At 72.4% G+C, this 17,108-nt stretch carries 16 protein-coding genes; 13 read left to right on the top strand and 3 right to left on the bottom strand.

The features are described 5' to 3' along the window. Window positions 1–35: 35 nt before the first annotated feature. Entirely contained in the window at window positions 36–185 is a 150-nt protein-coding gene (locus tag ACFVW8_RS02100; RefSeq protein ID WP_389685635.1) for a hypothetical protein, read from the bottom strand. A 216-nt stretch (window positions 186–401) separates the two neighbouring features. After that, window positions 402–1,079 (bottom strand): phosphate signaling complex protein PhoU, encoded by a 678-nt coding sequence (gene phoU, locus ACFVW8_RS02105; protein WP_384132137.1) that lies wholly within the window; start codon window positions 1,077–1,079, stop codon window positions 402–404. A 198-nt stretch (window positions 1,080–1,277) separates the two neighbouring features. Here phoU and ACFVW8_RS02110 point away from each other — a divergent pair, with 198 nt between their 5' ends. Together ACFVW8_RS02110 and ACFVW8_RS02115 are read left to right on the top strand one after the other, a co-directional pair. Then, window positions 1,278–2,552: a sensor histidine kinase gene (locus ACFVW8_RS02110; RefSeq protein WP_389685636.1), complete on the top strand. Its 1,275-nt coding sequence runs from the start codon at window positions 1,278–1,280 to the stop codon at window positions 2,550–2,552. Next, entirely contained in the window at window positions 2,549–3,229 is a 681-nt protein-coding gene (locus tag ACFVW8_RS02115; protein WP_073733027.1) for a response regulator transcription factor, read from the top strand. The genes ACFVW8_RS02110 and ACFVW8_RS02115 overlap by 4 nt, the downstream gene beginning before the upstream one ends. 116 nt (window positions 3,230–3,345) lie before the next feature. On the opposite strand, the gene ACFVW8_RS02120 is transcribed toward ACFVW8_RS02115, so the two are convergent. Next, on the bottom strand, window positions 3,346–4,035 hold the full coding sequence (locus ACFVW8_RS02120) for a DUF461 domain-containing protein (RefSeq protein WP_389685637.1): 690 nt from the start codon (window positions 4,033–4,035) through the stop codon (window positions 3,346–3,348). Window positions 4,036–4,654: 619 nt separating this feature from the next. Here ACFVW8_RS02120 and ACFVW8_RS02125 point away from each other — a divergent pair. From ACFVW8_RS02125 to ACFVW8_RS02175, 11 genes are all read left to right on the top strand, one after another. Then, window positions 4,655–5,137, top strand: coding sequence for a CarD family transcriptional regulator (locus ACFVW8_RS02125; protein ID WP_006380568.1), 483 nt, complete (start codon window positions 4,655–4,657; stop codon window positions 5,135–5,137). A gap of 465 nt (window positions 5,138–5,602) precedes the next feature. Continuing rightward, window positions 5,603–6,349 carry a 2-C-methyl-D-erythritol 4-phosphate cytidylyltransferase gene (gene ispD / locus ACFVW8_RS02130; protein ID WP_389685638.1) on the top strand — a complete coding sequence of 249 codons (747 nt, stop codon included), beginning with the start codon at window positions 5,603–5,605 and terminating at the stop codon, window positions 6,347–6,349. Next, complete coding sequence (gene ispF / locus ACFVW8_RS02135; RefSeq protein ID WP_389685639.1) at window positions 6,339–6,896, top strand: 2-C-methyl-D-erythritol 2,4-cyclodiphosphate synthase; 558 nt, start codon at window positions 6,339–6,341, stop codon at window positions 6,894–6,896. Before ispD ends, ispF begins: the two co-directional genes overlap by 11 nt. 119 nt (window positions 6,897–7,015) lie before the next feature. Continuing rightward, window positions 7,016–7,630, top strand: coding sequence for a GNAT family N-acetyltransferase (locus ACFVW8_RS02140; protein WP_389685640.1), 615 nt, complete (start codon window positions 7,016–7,018; stop codon window positions 7,628–7,630). 31 nt (window positions 7,631–7,661) lie between these two features. Continuing rightward, window positions 7,662–9,176, top strand: coding sequence for an ABC transporter substrate-binding protein (locus ACFVW8_RS02145; protein ID WP_389685641.1), 1,515 nt, complete (start codon window positions 7,662–7,664; stop codon window positions 9,174–9,176). Between the two features lie 4 nt (window positions 9,177–9,180). Continuing rightward, window positions 9,181–10,905: an ABC transporter permease subunit gene (locus ACFVW8_RS02150; protein WP_389685642.1), complete on the top strand. Its 1,725-nt coding sequence runs from the start codon at window positions 9,181–9,183 to the stop codon at window positions 10,903–10,905. After that, on the top strand, window positions 10,902–12,194 hold the full coding sequence (locus tag ACFVW8_RS02155) for an MFS transporter (protein WP_389685643.1): 1,293 nt from the start codon (window positions 10,902–10,904) through the stop codon (window positions 12,192–12,194). Before ACFVW8_RS02150 ends, ACFVW8_RS02155 begins: the two co-directional genes overlap by 4 nt. Beyond that, entirely contained in the window at window positions 12,191–12,595 is a 405-nt protein-coding gene (locus tag ACFVW8_RS02160; RefSeq protein ID WP_389685644.1) for a PPOX class F420-dependent oxidoreductase, read from the top strand. Before ACFVW8_RS02155 ends, ACFVW8_RS02160 begins: the two co-directional genes overlap by 4 nt. Before the next feature lie 112 nt (window positions 12,596–12,707). Then, on the top strand, window positions 12,708–14,111 hold the full coding sequence (gene cysS / locus ACFVW8_RS02165; RefSeq protein WP_389685645.1) for a cysteine--tRNA ligase: 1,404 nt from the start codon (window positions 12,708–12,710) through the stop codon (window positions 14,109–14,111). An 83-nt stretch (window positions 14,112–14,194) separates the two neighbouring features. Continuing rightward, complete coding sequence (rlmB, locus tag ACFVW8_RS02170; protein WP_389685646.1) at window positions 14,195–15,151, top strand: 23S rRNA (guanosine(2251)-2'-O)-methyltransferase RlmB; 957 nt, start codon at window positions 14,195–14,197, stop codon at window positions 15,149–15,151. 220 nt (window positions 15,152–15,371) lie between these two features. Next, window positions 15,372–17,033 carry a DoxX family membrane protein gene (locus tag ACFVW8_RS02175; RefSeq protein ID WP_389685647.1) on the top strand — a complete coding sequence of 554 codons (1,662 nt, stop codon included), beginning with the start codon at window positions 15,372–15,374 and terminating at the stop codon, window positions 17,031–17,033. Window positions 17,034–17,108: the final 75 nt, after the last annotated feature.

Below are 17,108 nucleotides of genomic sequence, written 5' to 3' on the forward strand. Positions count from 1 at the left end.
CTCCGCGCGGGGCACCACCCGTCGCTCCGTGCCCGTCAGCCGGAGCAGCCGCCGCACTGGCACGGGGCCCCGGACTGGCAGCCGCACCCGCAGCCCGAGCCGCAGCCGCAGGCGCCCAGGACGGCTCCGTGCGCCACTTCGGCGGCTGTCTCCTGCTGGGGTTCGGTCGTGGGGGAATCGGCCATGGTTCCTCCTCAAGGCGTACGACAGGGCCGTACGCCCGTACCGGGCCCACGACCGGGGCGTACGGACAAGTCGTGCCGCCCCACCCCATTGCATGCCCACCCGGGCAGGCGCATCAACGGCGCACACGCGCAGGAACGCATGTGCGAGACGGTGCGCGGTCGTGCGCCCCGTCCCGTCCCGGAGGGCCTACGCGCCCTCGGCAGGTGCCGGCCGGCTCAGGCGCCCTCGACCGGGGCCGGCTGCTGGATCTCGTCCGCGTGCTCGCCGGTCACCAGGTAGACGACCCGCTTGGCGACCGAGACGGCGTGGTCGGCGAAGCGCTCGTAGTAGCGGCCGAGCAGCGTCACGTCCACGGCCGTCTCGATGCCGTGCTTCCAGCGGTCGTCCATCAGGTGCTGGAACAGCGTGCGGTGCAGCAGGTCCATCTCGTCGTCGTCCTGCTCCAGCTGGAGCGCCAGATCGACGTCCTTGGTGATGATCACCTCGGCGGCCTTGGCCATCAGGCGCTGTGCCAGCTGTCCCATCTCCAGGATGGTGGCGTGCAGGTCGTGCGGCACCGCCGACTGCGGGAAGCGCAGCCGGGCCAGCTTGGCTACGTGCTGGGCGAGGTCGCCCGAGCGCTCCAGGTCGGCGCTCATCCGCAGCGAGGTGACCACGATCCGCAGATCGGTCGCCACCGGCTGCTGGCGCGCCAGCAGGGCGATGGCCCTGGCCTCCAGGTCGTGCTGGAGGTCGTCGACCTTCTGGTCCGCGGCGATCACGGTCTCCGCGAGCTTGAGATCGGCGTCGAGCATGGACGTCGTCGCCCGGCCGATCGCCGACCCGACGAGCCGGGCCATCTCGACCAGGCCCTCGCCGATCGAGTCGAGTTCCTCGTGGTACGCGTCACGCATGGGATGTCCCTCTCCAGTCCTTAACCGAGGCCGGGGCCAGCTCTGAACCCCACGTTGCCACCGTGACGGCCGTACGCGTCGGGATCCGACCGGCCAAGTGAACCGGCGCTTGCCCCTCGGTGAACTCTGGGCGACGAGTGTTCGAGTAGGCACTCGGATGGCTGGGAGAGTGTCTGCCGGGCCGCATAACCTGGAGCCATGGACGTGAACGCGGCGGTCGCCGCAGCTGCAGCGATGGCCGGGCTGTGCACCGGCGTGATCGCGATGCTGGCGTTCCGCTGGAGCGAGCGCGACCAGAAGAAGCCGACGCGTACCTCGATGCGGCCCGACAGCAATACCCCGCTGCCCCCCGGGGTCGACACGGTCCTGTCCGTGCTCAGCTCCTCCGCGGTCGTGCTCGACGAGAGCGACAGCGTCGTCAAGGCCAGCTCCGCCGCGTATGCGCTGGGACTGGTCAGGGGCGGGCGGCTCGCTGTCGAACCGATGCTGAACATGGCCAGGGACACCCGCCGTGACGGCGAGATACGCCAGGTGGAACTGGACCTCCCGCGCCGCGGTACGGGCCGGGGCGAGGCCCTCGCGGTCTCCGCCCGGGTCGCCCCGCTGGGCTCCCGGCTGGTCCTGCTGCTGGTCGAGGACCTCACCGAGGCCCGCCGCATCGAAGCGGTGCGGCGCGACTTCGTCGCCAACGTCAGCCACGAGCTGAAGACCCCGACCGGTGCGCTGTCGCTGCTCTCGGAGGCCGTCATGGACGCCTCCGACGATCCGGAGGCGGTGGAGCGGTTCGCGGGCCGGATGCAGATCGAGGCGACCCGGCTCACCAACCTCGTGCAGGAGCTCATCGACCTCTCCCGGGTGCAGAACGACGACCCGCTGGAGGACGCCGAGCCGGTCCGGGTGGACGAGCTGGTCGCCGAGGCCATCGACCGCTGCCGGCAGCAGGCCGGCTCCAAACAGATCACCATGGCCGCGGGCGGCACCACCGAGCTCCGCATCTGGGGCAACCGCGGCCAGCTCGCCGCCGCTCTCGGCAACCTCGTCGAGAACGCCGTCAACTACAGCCCCGCCCGCACCCGCGTGGGCATCGCCGTCCGCCGGGTGGCCGTATCCGGCGGGGACGAGATCGAGATAGCCGTGACCGACCAGGGCTTCGGCATCTCGGAGAAGGACCGCGAGCGGGTCTTCGAACGGTTCTACCGCGTCGACCCGGCCCGCTCACGGGCCACCGGTGGCACCGGCCTCGGCCTCGCCATCGTCAAGCATGTGGCCGCCTCGCACGGCGGGGAGGTCACCGTCTGGAGCTCCGAGGGACAGGGCTCCACCTTCACCCTGCGGCTGCCCGAAGCGGGCGCCGTACGGGAACGGGACCGCAAACCCGGCGGACCGCTCATCGTCAACGGAGACGAGGGGCCGTACCCGGCCGCCGCACCGGACACTCCTGATTCATTCCCTGCCCCGGAGGCCCTTCCGTGACCCGAGTGCTTGTCGTCGAGGATGAGGAATCCTTCAGCGACGTCCTGTCGTACATGCTCCGCAAGGAAGGCTTCGAGGTCGCCATCGCGGCCACGGGTCCCGACGGCCTGGACGAGTTCGAGCGCAACGGCGCCGACCTCGTGCTGCTCGACCTGATGCTGCCCGGGCTGCCCGGCACCGAGGTCTGCCGGCAGCTGCGCAGCAAGTCCAACGTCCCCGTGATCATGGTCACGGCCAAGGACAGCGAGATCGACAAGGTCGTCGGCCTGGAAATAGGAGCCGACGACTATGTGACCAAGCCGTTCTCCTCGCGTGAGCTCGTCGCCCGCATCCGCGCGGTGCTGCGCCGCCGCGGGGAGCCGGAGGAGGTCACGCCGGCCGCTCTGGAGGCGGGCCCGGTCCGGATGGACGTGGACCGCCACGTCGTCACGGTCTCCGGCGGCAAGGTCGACCTGCCGCTGAAGGAGTTCGACCTGCTGGAGATGCTGCTGCGCAACGCGGGCCGGGTGCTGACCCGGATGCAGCTGATCGACCGGGTCTGGGGCGCCGACTACGTGGGCGACACCAAGACGCTCGACGTCCACGTCAAGCGGCTGCGCGCCAAGATCGAGCCCGACCCGGGGGCACCGCGCTTCCTCGTGACGGTGCGCGGTCTCGGGTACAAGTTCGAGCCGTAAACCGGCCCGCTGCCCCCTGAGGGGCGATACGTACGGCTTGAGGCGCCTCCCGGACCGGGAGGCGCCTCAAGCCGTACGTGCGTGTGCGTGCGTTGTGCGCGTGCCGGGAGGTGCCGTCAGTTGTTCGGCTGGGCCGAGTCGGACGCCGCGTCGGTCGGGGTGGTGGCCGGGTCGCTCTCCGAGGCCGGACCGGACGGGGTGGTGCCGGCGGTCTCGGACGCGGAGCCGGTCGGAGTGGCCCCGGACGAGTCCGACGCCGATGCCGATGTGGCCGGCTTCGGCGGCTTCGGGAGGGAGCTGGGGCCGAAGCCCTCGAAGTAGCTGCCTGCCGGGACGACGGTGGCGCCCAGCGGGATGTCGCCGGACTCGCTGAACTTGAAGACCAGGTTCTGCACGTTGCCGGCCTGCGTGGCCTCGGAGCCGTTCTCGATCACTGCCGCGGCGTTGTTCTTGCCGCCGAGGATGACATGGCCGCCGGCCGGGACGACGACCGGTCCCGAGCCCTTGGCGGCGTGCAGCTGCACGGGCGCGCTGCTGCCGGCCAGGGCGATGGCGTCGAGGGTCTCGGCCTTGGTGCCGTTGTTGAACAGCGTGGCGGTCACGACGGCAGGACCCTTGGCGTCGCGGTCCGGCTGGGTGACCACATTGGCGTTCTGGATCTTGACGGTGCCGACCGAGGTGGCGGCGTTGTCGGGCCTGACCTCGAGTGTCTGCGCGTTCTTGCCCGCACCACACGCGGAGAGCGCGGCGATCGAGAACACGATGGCAGTGGCGGCGAGAGCGCCGTGTCGAAGGCTGCGGCTCACGGCGGCGGCATCTCCTTGAACGAGCGGACTTACGGACGGGTCGGGCGAGCGGTGTCGAAGCCGCCCCAAGGGTGTTTCAGCGTCAGGTTACCGAGCCGTCCTCCCCGCCCCGCACCCGACCCGCCCCCGGGCGCCCCGGGGATCGCGGCGGTGCCCGGCGGCCGGTGATTCGCGAGCCGTTCACATAACAGGCTTGATCAATTCCGCCGGACGTTCGGCCTGCGCTTCCTGCGGATGTTCCACCGCCTTGGCGTGAACCGGCGCATTCATTGCACATAATCTTCGCGACGGCCGAACGTTGATCAATTTCATTGGGCATCGGCACTTACCGCCGTACGGGTGATCGATCCCCGAACGGAGTACGGAAAGTTCACCATCCTGAACCCGGCAAACCGGGACGTTAGGTCTCTTCCGAGAGGCTTCCGGCAGGTGTAACGTCCGCGTTTCTCCTCGCCCGCACAGCCGCTCCGACCTGCGAATACCCTCTCCGACGAACCTTCCGCAGCACGTACGTGTCGCAGTTGTCAAGCCCCGAGATATGCCCTGACCTGCGAAAACGCCATTCAGGAGAAGCCGTTCTCGTGTTACTCTGGATAGCCACGGAAGGGGTACCTGTCACATGACGTTCAAGGTTGGCGACACCGTGGTCTATCCCCATCACGGGGCCGCGCTGATCGAGGCTATCGAAACTCGCCAGATCAAAGGCGTGGACAAGACCTACTTGGTGCTCAAGGTCGCTCAGGGCGACTTGACGGTGCGTGTACCGGCGGACAATGCGGAGTTCGTGGGTGTGCGCGACGTAGTCGGGCAGGAAGGGCTGGACCGGGTCTTCGAGGTGCTGCGCGCGCCGTATGCCGAAGAGCCGACGAACTGGTCCCGGCGTTACAAGGCAAATCTCGAGAAGCTCGCCTCCGGCGATGTCATCAAGGTCGCGGAAGTAGTTCGTGACCTGTGGCGTCGTGAGCGCGAGCGCGGTCTCTCCGCAGGTGAGAAGCGCATGCTCGCCAAGGCTCGCCAGATCCTGGTGAGTGAGCTCGCTCTCGCGGAGAACACCAACGAGGACAAGGCCGAGGCTCTGCTCGACGAGGTCCTCGCGTCCTGAAACCGGATCACACCGGTCGTAAGGCGTAAATATTGTGCCGCGGTGCCCGCTGACCAGCCGTATGAACGGCGCGTCGTCGGGCGCTGCGGCATGTCCGGACTGCGGTATGTCCGGACATGGATTCCGCCGGACATGGATTCCGTGTGCCCGACTGCGGTTTTCGGGCACGCGGAGACCGGCACTATTCCGGATTCCGGGCACCGGGACGCCGACGGGCGTGGCCCGAGGATCCCGGATGCTGTTCTCGATGCGCCGACGCGTTGGCCTCGTCGACGATCCCCCGGTACTTTGCTCGCGATCTTGTGAACGACGTGTCAGGCCGATCCGAGCGGCCGGGGCGGTCCCTGGCTCGCCCGGGGTCACGGAAAGGGTCCCGGTCGAGTCATGGCGTAGCGCCCGGCTCGATTGAGGCCATACCCACGTCGGCCGTGAAGACAAACATGCCGATGCTTCGGAGTGCAACCGATGTCTGATCAATCGCGTCCTTACCGCACCGCCGCCGTGATCCCCGCGGCCGGCCGCGGCGTACGGCTCGGTCCCGGCGCCCCCAAGGCGCTCCGCTCGCTCGGCGGGACCCCCATGCTCATCCACGCGGTACGGGCCATGGCAGCCTCCCGCCTGGTGTCGCTCGTGGTGGTCGTCGCACCGCCGGACGGCGCGCCCGAGGTCCGGATTCTGCTCGACGAGCACTCCCTGCCCGAGCGCACCGAATTCCTCGTCGTGCCCGGTGGCGACACCCGCCAGGAGTCGGTGAAGCTCGGCCTGGACGCGCTGCCCGCCGACATCGGTGCCGTGCTCGTCCACGACGCGGCCCGGCCGCTGGTGCCCGTCGACACGGTGGACGCCGTGGTCGAGGCGGTACGGGACGGGGCGCCCGCCGTCGTCCCGGCGCTGCCGCTCGCCGACACCGTCAAGGAGGTCGAGCCGGGTGCGCCGGGGGAGCCCGAACCGGTGCTCTCCACCCCGGAACGGTCGCGGCTGCGGGCCGTGCAGACCCCGCAGGGCTTCGACCGCGACATGCTGGTGCGCGCCCATGAGCGGGTCGCCGTCAGTGGTGAGGGTGCGACCGACGACGCGGGTCTGGTCGAGCAGCTCGGGGCGCCCGTCGTGGTCGTCCCCGGGCACGAAGAGGCATTCAAGGTGACCCGCCCGCTGGACCTGGTCCTGGCCGAGGCGGTTCTCGCACGCAGGAGGGTCAACGATGGCTTCTGAGGTTTCCGGCCGGCCCGGGGGAGCCGGACAGCCGGGGGGTTCGGGTGTTCCCGGGGAACGCCCCGCACCGGTGATCCCGCTCGTGGGGATCGGCACCGACATCCACGCCTTCGAGGAGGGCCGCGAGCTGTGGTGCGCGGGTCTCCTCTGGGAGGGGGAGGGCCCCGGGCTCGCCGGGCACTCCGACGCCGACGTCGTCGCGCACGCCGCGTGCAACGCGCTGTTCTCGGCCGCCGGGCTCGGCGACCTCGGGCAGCACTTCGGCACCGGACGCCCCGAGTGGTCCGGCGCGGCAGGCGTCACGCTGCTGACCGAGGCCGCCCGGATCGTACGGTCCGAGGGCTTCGAGATCGGCAATGTCGCCGTCCAGGTCGTCGGCGTACGGCCGAAGATCGGCAAGCGGCGCGACGAGGCGCAGAAGGTTCTGTCCGCCGCCGTGGGGGCGCCCGTCTCGCTCTCCGCCGCCACCTCCGACGGACTCGGCTTCACCGGTCGCGCCGAAGGCATCGCCGGGATCGCCACCGCGCTGGTCTACCGCACCTCCTGACCTGCGCGGGGCGTGGTGGCCGGGCCCGGCGGAGTGCCGGGCCCGCGGCCTTGTTGCACATAGGTTGCACGTACCCTGGTACGGCAATGATGTGACGCAAGGGGCGGAGGAACTCCGGGATGAGTGCGACGACGATGGTGCCGGTACGGGCCGACGCCGACGGATACGTCCTGCGGACCGCCGCTCCCGGAGACGTCGGCGGGGCGCGGGCCGTCATGCTCGACACCGTCTACCGCGACCTCGGGTCCGGTTACGTGCCGCGCTGGCACGCCGACATCATCGACCCCGAGGCCGCCTATCTGCGCCCCGCGCGCTGCACCCTGCTGGTGGCCGAGCGCGACGGCGAGATCGTCGCCACGGGCGCCGTCCGCGATCGCGGCCCGCAGTCGCCCCCCAACCCGCAGTGGGTCGCCGACCGCTTCCCGTCCGGCTCCACCGCCCAGCTGTGCCGGATCTACGTACGGCCGGAGCACCGCAGGCACGGGCTGGCGCGCAGGATCGTGCGCGAGCTCTGCGACTTCGTCGTACGGGCCGGCGGCTACGAGTCGGTCTATCTGCACACCGACCCCGCGGTGCCGGGCGCCGAGCCGTTCTGGCGCTCGCTCGCGCAGGAGGTGTGCGACGAGCGCGCGCTGCCGGGCGGCGGGCAGGGGATCGTCCACTTCGAGCTCTCGGTGCCCGGAGCGGCGGATGCCTCCCGTGTGCCCGGATCCGGCGTGCACACCCGCTGTTAAGTGACAATCGTTTTCATATATGGTCGTTGCCATGCCTCCGTCCCGACGCCGTCGTGCCGCGCTGCCGCTGACCGCGGCCGCCCTCCTCGTCCCGCTCGCCACCGCCTGCTCCGGCGGCGGCACGCAGGGCGCGGGAGACGGCGGACAACGGCTCCGGGTCGTCATGGCCTTCCCGCCCGCCCAGGCGATGTCCCCCTACGGCGACGACGCCGTGACCCTCAGCCGGCTCGCGGTCATCGAGGGCCTCACCACCCTCGACCGCAACGGCGCCGCGAAGCCCGCCCTGGCCGCGTCCTGGAAGCGCGACAACGCGAAGACCTGGACCTTCACCCTGCGCAAGGCGTCCTTCCAGGACGGCACGAAGGTCGACCCGGCCGCCGTCGTACGGTCGTTGAACGCCGCCGAGAAGGCCTCGCCCAAGCCCCGCGTCCTGTCCGACACCGGCATCACGGCGACCGCCCGGGGCGCCGGCGCCGTACGCGTCGTCACCGACGAGGCCGACCCGCTGCTGCCCCAGCGCCTCGCCAACCCCTCGCTCACCGTCCTGTCCGCCGCCGCGTACCGGGGCGAGCGGGTGAACCCCGCCGGACACGCCACCGGCCCCTTCACCCTCTCCGCGGTCAAGGGCACCGTCAGCGCGACCCTCCAGCGCAACGACAGCTACTGGGGCGACAAGGCCGAGGCACCCGGCGTCGACGTGACCTTCGCCGCCGACGGCACCGCCCGGGCCAACGCCCTGCGCACCGGATCGGTCGACGTCGCCGAGTACGTACCGGTCTCCCAGACCTCCCTCCTCGGCGACGGACTCGTGCACGCCTTCTCCTCCGCCCGCACCAACGGCCTCTCCCTCAACACCGCGCACGGCGTCTTCGCCGACCCCGCGATGCGCGCCGCGGCCCGGGAGGCCATCGACTCCAAGGCCCTCGTCAAGGCCGTCTACGAAGGCCGCGCCGACACCGCGCAGGGCCTCCTCGGCCCCGGCGTCCCGTGGGCCGCCGCCGACCGCACCGCCCCCGTCGGCCGGGCGAAGGCCGCGGACCGCGCACAGGTCGCGCAGACGAAGCAGATCGTGCTGGCCACCTACACCAACCGGCCCGAACTGCCCGAGGCCGCCACCGTCGTCCAGCAGCAGCTGCAGAAGCGCGGGTTCACCGTCAAGCAGGTCGTCCGCGACTACGCGCAGCTGGAGGCCGACGCCCTCGCCGGCACGTACGACGCCTTCATCCAGGCCCGCAACCCCCTCCTGGACACCGCCGACCCCGCCTCCTACCTCGCCTCCGACTTCACCTGCGACGGCAGCTTCAACATCTCCCAGCTGTGCGACAAGCGCGTCGACGCCGCCGTGAACAAGGCGGCCTCCCTCACCGGCACCGACGCCCGCCACCGCGCCGCGATGACCGCCGAGGCCGACATCCTCGGCACCGACGCCCTCGTACCGCTGCTCCATGAACGCTTCGTCCAGGGCTACGACGACAAGCGCGTCCACGGAGTCGCGCTCGACCCGATGGAACGCACCCTCATCACCGCCGACACCCGCGTCGGGTGACCGGGTGAAGTACCTCGCCGGACGGTTCGCCGCGCTCCTCGCGGTCGTCGCCGTCATCGGGCTGCTGCCCCGGCTGACCCGCAACGACCCCGCCCTCACGATCCTGCGGGCCCGGTACGCCGACCGGCCGCCCACCCCCGAGACCCTCGACGCCATCCGCGCCGGCACCGGCCTGGACGGCGGCCCGCTCCACCTCCTCGGCGACTGGCTCGGCGGACTGCCGCGCGGCGACCTCGGCACCTCCTGGGTCTCCGGCCGGCCCGTCGCCCCCGACGCGGTGTCCGCCCTCGGCGTCTCCCTCACCCTCATGGGCATCTCGCTCGCCGTCGCCCTCCTCCTCGCCGCCGCCCTCGCCGCGGGCACCCTGCGCCGCGGGGCGCGGCGCCGCATCGTCACGGTCCGCGCGGGCGTCGGCGCGGCCGTACTCGCGGCCCTCCCCGAATTCCTGCTGGCCGCCGTCCTGGCCGCGGTCGTCGCCGTCCGGCTCGGCTGGCTCCCGGCCCTCGGCTGGGGCACACCCGAACAGACGGTGCTGCCCGCCCTCGCCATGGGCATCCCGGCCGGCGCCCTCCTCGGCAGGCTGCTGGACGACGCGATGCCCGCCGCGTTCGCCGAGCCCTGGGCACGCGCCGCCACCGCGGGCGGACTGCCCGGACACCGCATCGCCCGCCACGCCCTGCGCCGCACCCTGCCCGGACTGCTGCCCCAGCTCGGGCTGATCGTCGTCGGGCTCACCGGCGGAGCCGTCGCCGTCGAAACCCTCTTCGCGATCCCGGGCCTCGGCCACGCCGCCTTGGCCGCCGCACTCGCCCAGGACCTCCCCGTCCTCCAGGCCTGCGTGCTGATCCTGCTGCTCCTCGGCGTCGCCGCCGGTCTGGCCGCCCGGCTCGCCTCCCGCACCCTGCTCGGCCCCGCTCTGCACGACGGTGCCCTGCCCGCACTCGTGCCGCCCGCCCTGCCCGCCCGTCGGCTGCTGACCGCCGCCGCCGTGCTGCTGACCGCGCTCTTCGCCGCCGTCACGATCGCCGGACTCCTGCGCGACCCGCTCCACATCGACGCCGCGGCCCGCCTCGCCGGACCCTCGGCCGGCCACCCCTTCGGCACCGACTCCCTCGGCCGCGACATTCTCGCCCGCCTCGGACACGGAGCCGCCCGCACCGTCCTCACCGCCGTCGCGGTGTCCGCGGCCACCCTGCTGATCGGCCTCGCCCTCGGAGCCGTACGCGCCGGAGCACTCACCGAGACCGCCAACGCGCTGCCCGCGATCCTCACCGGGCTCGTCGTCGCCGGGCTCGCCGGACCCGGCCCCTGGAGCGCCGCCGCAGCCGTCACCGCCGTCGCCTGGGCACCACTGGCCGCACAGACCAGCGCCCTGTACGTGCAGGAGCGCGCCGCCCCGCACATCGCCGCCGCCCGCGCCCTGGGCGCCGGACGCGCACACCTGCTGCGCCGGCACGTCCTGCCCGGCGTCCTGCCGCCCGTCGTCCGCCACGCCGTGCTGCGCATCCCCGCCATCGCCCTGGCCCTCGCCTCGCTCGGCTTCCTCGGCCTCGGCACCGCGCCCCCCGCACCGGAATGGGGCCGGATGCTCTCCGAGAACCTCCCCTACGCGGAACGCGCCCCCTGGGCCGTACTCGCCCCCGCCGCCGCCCTCGCCGCCCTGGGCGCGACGGCGGTCCTCGCGGCCGCTGCGGTACGGGGCGCGCGCCGCGGCAAGGGCGCCGCGTGAGCCCCGCCGCGTCCCCGACCGGGCCGGTCACCGCCCCGGACGGCTACCTCCGCCTCCTCACCACCACCCAGTTCGCGTTCAACACCGGCTTCTACGCCGTCCTGCCCTACCTCGCCGCCCACCTCGGCACCGGACTCGGCATGGCCGGCTGGCTCGTCGGCCTCGTCCTCGGGCTCCGTACGTTCAGCCAGCAGGGCCTCTTCGTCATCGGCGGCGCACTCACCGACCGGTACGGGCCCCGCCCCGTCGTCCTCACCGGCTGCGTCCTGCGCATCGCCGGATTCGGCTGGCTCGCCTTCGCCGGATCCACCGCGACCGTCATCGGTGCCGTCCTGCTGACCGGACTCGCCGCCGCGCTCTTCTCGCCCGCCGTCGAGTCCGAGACCGCCCGCGAGGCCGTCCGGCACGAGAAGGAGACCGGCACCCCGCGCGCCCAGGTGCTCGCCCGGTTCTCCGCCGCCGGACAGGCCGGGGCGTTCATCGGACCGCTCATCGGATCGGGCCTCCTGCTCCTGGGCGGCGGCTTCCGGGCCGCGTCCCTCGCCGGCGTCCTGGTCTTCGTCGCCGTCCTCGCCGGACACGCCCGCCTGATGCCGCACCGGGCGCCCGTGACCCGTACGGCCCAGTCGCGCGGAGCCGTTCGCGAGGTCTTCGGCAACCGCCCGTTCCTGCTGCTCTGCCTCACGTACAGCAGCTACCTCCTCGCGTACAACCAGCTCTACCTGTCGCTCCCCGCCGAGGTGCAGCGCGCCACCGGCTCGCAGGCGGCGCTCGGCTCGCTGTTCGCCCTCTCCTCGCTGCTGGTCGTCTGCGCGCAGCTGCCCCTGACCCGCTGGGCCGCCCACCGCCTCGTCCCGCGCACCGCTCTCGTCACCGGGCTCGCGCTCGTCGCCGCCGGATTCGCCGCAGTGCCCCTGGCCCCCGGCGGGCCGGCCGGGCTGGGGCCCGCGGCCGTGCTCGTCGTCCTGCTCACCCTCGGACAGATGCTGCTGGTGCCGGCCGCCCGCGGCCTCGTGCCGGATCTCGTCCACGACCGGCAGCTCGGACTGGCCACCGGCGCGCTGTCCTCGGTCTCCGGCCTCGCGGTACTCGCCGGCAGCGCCGCCACCGGCGCCCTGCTCGGCGCCCCCGCGCCCGTCCGGTGGGCGGTGCTCGCCGCCGTCCCGCTCGCGGGCGCCGCCCTCGCACTGACCCTTCCGGCGGGCGCGGCCGGGAAGCGGGCACAAGAGCCGGTGATCGGGGTAGAAGTAGAGGAATCAGCAGCCCGCTCAGGAGGACGTACGTCATGACCGCCGCACTCCCCGCAGGACTCAAGGCGCTTCTGGACACCCCGGTCTTCGTCACCGTGGCCACCGTCCAGCCCGACGGCAGCCCCCAGCTGTCCCCGGTCTGGGTGAAACGGGACGGCGACGACGTGCTCATCTCGACGACGGCCGGCCGCCGCAAGGAACGGAACATCGCCCGCGACCCCCGCGTCTCCGTCGTCGTCCAGCCCTTCGACGCCCCGTACACCTACGCCGAGATCCGCGGCACCGCCACCCTCACCACCGAGGGCGGCCAGGAACTCATCGACGAGCTGTCCCTGAAGTACACCGGCAAGAAGTACGCCGATTTCAACGCCGGCTCCGGTGACGACGACGAGCGCGTGGTCGTCCGGATCACCCCCAGGAAGGTCGTCGGAGGCGTCTGAGCCCTCCCGGGCGGGTCACGGATCACGGCCGGGCGACCTGAGCCGTAACAACTGTCGTCGCATTCCCCCAAGGCGTGGCGGGGCACTGGTGCGCGCCGTCTACCCTTGAGGCGTGACTATTCGCCTGTACGACACCAGCGCCCGGCAGATCCGTGACTTCGTCCCGCTCGCAGCGGGCTGTGTCTCGATCTACCTCTGTGGCGCTACTGTCCAGGCCGCCCCGCACATCGGGCACATCAGGTCCGGACTGAACTTCGACATCATGCGCCGCTGGTTCGAGCACCGCGGCTACGACGTGACGTTCGTCCGGAACGTCACCGACATCGACGACAAGATCATCAAGAAGTCGGCCGAACAGGGCCGCCCGTGGTGGGCCATCGGCTACGAGAACGAGCGTGCGTTCAACGCGGGCTACGACGCGCTCGGCTGCCTCCCGGTCACCTACGAGCCCCGCGCCACCGGCCACATCACCGAGATGATCGAGATGATGCGGGGCCTCATCGAGCGGGGCCACGCCTACGCCGCCGACGGCAACGTCTACTTCGACGTGCGCTCGTTCCCCGGCTACCTGGAGCTCTCCAACCAGGGCCTGGACGACCTGCGCCAGCCCTCGGGCGAGGGCGAGACCGGCAAGCGCGACCAGCGTGACTTCGCCATGTGGAAGGCGTCCAAGCCCGGCGAGCCCAGCTGGGAGACCCCGTGGGGCCGCGGCCGTCCCGGCTGGCACCTGGAGTGCTCCGCGATGGCGCACAAGTACCTCGGCACCGCCTTCGACATCCACGGCGGCGGCATCGACCTGATCTTCCCGCACCACGAGAACGAGATCGCCCAGGCCAAGGGCTTCGGCGACGCGTTCGCGAAGTACTGGGTGCACAACGGCTGGGTCACCATGTCCGGCGAGAAGATGTCGAAGTCGCTCGGCAACTCCGTGCTCGTCAGCGACATGGTGAAGACCTGGCGCCCGATCGTGCTGCGCTACTACCTCGGCACCCCGCACTACCGGTCGATGATCGAGTACAGCGAGGAGGCCCTGCGCGAGGCGGAGTCCGCGTTCGCGCGCATCGAGGGCTTCGTCCAGCGCGTCACCGAGAAGGCCGGCGAGACCGTCGCGCCGGCCACCGAGGTGCCGCCCGCATTCGCCGAGGCGATGGACGACGACATGGGTGTCCCGCAGGCCCTCGCGATCGTCCACACCACCGTCCGGCAGGGCAATTCCGCCCTCGCCGCCGACGACAAGGAAGCCGCGGTCGCCCGCCTCGCCGAGGTCCGTGCCATGCTCGGGGTACTCGGCCTCGACCCGCTCGACGACCACTGGGCCGGCGAGAGCGACCGCGGCGACGACCTCCACGGCGTCGTCGACACCCTCGTACGGCTCGTCCTCGACCAGCGTCAGTCGGCGCGCGAGCGCAAGGACTGGACAGCAGCCGACGCCATCCGCGATCAGCTCAACCAGTCCGGGCTCGTCATCGAGGACAGCCCCGCCGGACCACGGTGGACACTCGGCCCGCGCCAGTAGTCCTCCCAAGTGCCGCCCGGCTCGCCGGGCGGCACACTTTCACTTATACGTACGCACGTCTGAAGCAACGAAACAGGTAGGTCATGGCCGGGAACAGCCAGCGCAGGAACCGCCGCACGTCCAACAAGAAGGGCATGCAGGTCGGCAGCGGTGGACAGCGTCGCCGTGGCCTCGAAGGCAGGGGCCCGACGCCGCCCGCCGAGGACCGTAAGAAGCACAAGAAGAACCGGATGGCGACGGCCAAGGCCAAGCAGGCCGCCAGCCGCCGCCCGGCTCCCCGGCGCGGCGGCGTCAAGGGAACCTCCGAGATGGTCGTCGGCCGCAACCCGGTCTTCGAGGCGCTGCGCGACGGCGTCCCCGCCACCACCCTGTACGTCCAGCAGTACATCGACAACGACGAGCGGGTCCGCGAGGCCCTCCAGCTCGCCGGCGAGCGCGGCAACATCAACCTGATGGAGGCCCCGCGCCCCGAGCTCGACCGGATGACGAACGGCCTGAACCACCAGGGCCTCGTCCTCCAGGTCCCGCCGTACGAGTACGCCGACCCGCAGGACCTCACCGCGGCCGCGTACGACAACGGCGAGGACCCGCTGATCGTCGCCCTCGACGGCGTCACCGACCCGCGCAACCTCGGCGCGATCGTCCGCTCCGTCTCCGCGTTCGGCGGCCATGGCGTGGTCGTGCCCGAGCGCCGCGCCGCCGGCATGACCGCCGGAGCGTGGAAGTCCTCCGCAGGCACCGCCGCCCGCACGCCGGTCTCCCGCGTCACCAATCTGACCCGGGCGCTGGAGGCCTACAAGAAGGAAGGCATCGCGATCGTCGGCCTGGCCGCCGACGGTGAGCACACCGTCGAGGACCTGGAGGCGCTCGGCGGTCCCGTCGTCGTCGTCATCGGCAGCGAGGGCAAGGGCCTCGGCCGGCTCGTCGGCGAAACCTGTGACTACCGGGTCCGCATCTCGATGCCCGGCGGCGCCGAGTCCCTGAACGCCGGTGTCGCGGCCGGCATCGTGATGTACGAGGTCGCCCGCCGCCGCGCCTGATCCACCGACGGTCCTGCGGCCCCGCGGCGGCCCCGCAGGACCACCCGCACGGGCGGCGGCCGACAGGGGACACCCTCGTCGTCCGCCGCCGCCGCGCGTCCCGCCCGGGGGCGCGCCGGGCCGCACGTACGCCCCACCGCGCCCCGCCACCACCGGTTGACGGGCCTCGGACACTTCGACACCGTCAAGGCAGTGTCCTAAACACACATCACTCGGTTAGATGAGTGTGGACACCAGAACGCCTCGGTTCGACGAACAACCCGCCCTGAGCATGGCCAAGGTGGACTGCGACCCTGCGCAGGTCATCGTCAACCACGCCAGCTTCCGGGTACAGCTCGCACCCGGCCAGCGCGCACGGCTGCGCGGTGTGACCCCCGCCGCCGCGCCCAGGATCCCCGCCATGAGCGGCTCCGGAGCGGGGCGCGGCCGGCGCGCCCCCGTCGTGTGGAGCGGCAGGTCCGCCCCCGGCGACCCCGGCGCCACCGGACTGCTCCAGGCCGTACGGAACTCCACCGCGGGCCGGCCGGGCGGCACGGGCAGCCCCGACACCGCGTACGACCCCTACGAGCCGTACGCCTCGTACGAACTCGAAGGCGGACGCGGCGGGGCCGGCACCCAGGTCATCCCGCGCCTCGAAGAGACCCAGCCCAACCCCGTCGTCGGCGGGCCCCGGCCCGGCGGGCCGCTGCTGCCGCCCATGCGGCAGGCCGTCGGCGCCTACGACCCCGTCGAAACCGGTCCCGGCCGGGACGGATACGCCGCCGACGGCTACGACGGGGACGAGGACGACGCGTTCGACGTCACCGGCGACCGCGAACGCCGGCGGGACGCCGACACGGTCCGGCACGCGTACTACCCCGGCCGCCGGATGAACCTCGGCGTCGTGCTGCTGCCGATGCGGGTCTTCCTCGGCTTCATCTCCGTCTACGCCGGCATGGGCAAGCTCTGCGACCCCGTCTACTTCGACGGCGGCGACCGCGGCTCCATGGTCAAGTGGCTGACCTCGCTGCACCCCTGGGCGCTGGCCGGGCCGCTGCGCGACTTCGCGCTCTCCCACCCCGTCGGCGCCGGACTCACCATCGCCTTCCTCCAGGTGGTCGTCGGTGTCCTCACCGTCCTCGGCCTCTGGCAGCGCGTCGCCGCCTCCGTCGGCGCCCTCCTGTCGGCCGCCCTTCTCGTCACCGTCAGCTGGCGGACCGTCGCCGTGTACGACGCGCCGGACATCATCTACCTCGCCGCCTGGAGCCCGCTGATCATCGCGGGTGCCCCCGTCTACTCCGTCGACGGACGCCTCGCCGGTGAGGCCTGGCGCAAGCTCGGCCCCCGCTCCGAGATCTGGGACCTCCGCCGGCGCGTGCTGCGCCGCGGCGGTGTCGTCGCCTCGGTCGTCGTCGGGCTCACCCTGCTCATCGGCTCCATGCTCGGCGGCGCCGTCCGCTCCTCCACGGTCGTCACCGTCCCCGGACCGAACGGCGTCCCGACCAACCAGCTCCCCGGCTCCCCGCTCCCCGGGGAGACCCGCAAGGGCAAGGCCTCCCACACCCCCGCCGGTCAGCAGCCCTCCCCGTCCCGCAGCACCGCCCCGAACACCCCGTCCGCCAAGGCCTCCGCGCCCGCCACGGACGCGGCCCGGGAATCGGGCCGGGCAACGGCGGGCAGCAGCCAGCCCAGCCAGACCCAGGGCACCGGCCAGCAGCCCCCGCAGCAGACCACCCCCCAGCAGCCCCCGACCACCAGCTCGGGCCCCAGCTCCTCGGGCCCCGCCTCGGGCGGCGGCTCCACGGCAGGCGGCACGGACCCCGGGACGGGTTCGGCCGGCTCCACGGACGGCTCGTCCGGCGGCGGAGGCGGCAAGAACCCCATCGGCGGCCTCCTCGGCTGAGCCGGGACCGGCACTCACACGACGGAGAGGGGGGGGAGGGGGGCGGGGTTCGGGGGGCGCCCCCCCCCCCCGCAG

This window comes from Streptomyces sp. NPDC058221 (genome assembly GCF_042882365.1).
In the GTDB taxonomy this organism is placed as follows: Bacteria; Actinomycetota; Actinomycetes; order Streptomycetales; family Streptomycetaceae; genus Streptomyces.

Excerpts from the sequence above, each read along its gene's own strand:
- ACFVW8_RS02110 (WP_389685636.1), top strand. The coding sequence starts at position 1,278 with ATGGACGTGAACGCGGCGGTCGCCGCAGCTGCAGCGATGGCCGGGCTG.
- ACFVW8_RS02125 (WP_006380568.1), top strand. The coding sequence starts at position 4,655 with ATGACGTTCAAGGTTGGCGACACCGTGGTCTATCCCCATCACGGGGCC.
- ACFVW8_RS02140 (WP_389685640.1), top strand. The coding sequence starts at position 7,016 with ATGAGTGCGACGACGATGGTGCCGGTACGGGCCGACGCCGACGGATAC.
- ACFVW8_RS02175 (WP_389685647.1), top strand. The coding sequence starts at position 15,372 with ATGAGTGTGGACACCAGAACGCCTCGGTTCGACGAACAACCCGCCCTG.
- rlmB (WP_389685646.1), top strand. The coding sequence starts at position 14,195 with ATGGCCGGGAACAGCCAGCGCAGGAACCGCCGCACGTCCAACAAGAAG.
- ispD (WP_389685638.1), top strand. The coding sequence starts at position 5,603 with ATGTCTGATCAATCGCGTCCTTACCGCACCGCCGCCGTGATCCCCGCG.
- ACFVW8_RS02145 (WP_389685641.1), top strand. The coding sequence starts at position 7,662 with ATGCCTCCGTCCCGACGCCGTCGTGCCGCGCTGCCGCTGACCGCGGCC.
- ACFVW8_RS02160 (WP_389685644.1), top strand. The coding sequence starts at position 12,191 with ATGACCGCCGCACTCCCCGCAGGACTCAAGGCGCTTCTGGACACCCCG.
- ACFVW8_RS02100 (WP_389685635.1), bottom strand. The coding sequence starts at position 185 with ATGGCCGATTCCCCCACGACCGAACCCCAGCAGGAGACAGCCGCCGAA.
- ispF (WP_389685639.1), top strand. The coding sequence starts at position 6,339 with ATGGCTTCTGAGGTTTCCGGCCGGCCCGGGGGAGCCGGACAGCCGGGG.
- phoU (WP_384132137.1), bottom strand. The coding sequence starts at position 1,079 with ATGCGTGACGCGTACCACGAGGAACTCGACTCGATCGGCGAGGGCCTG.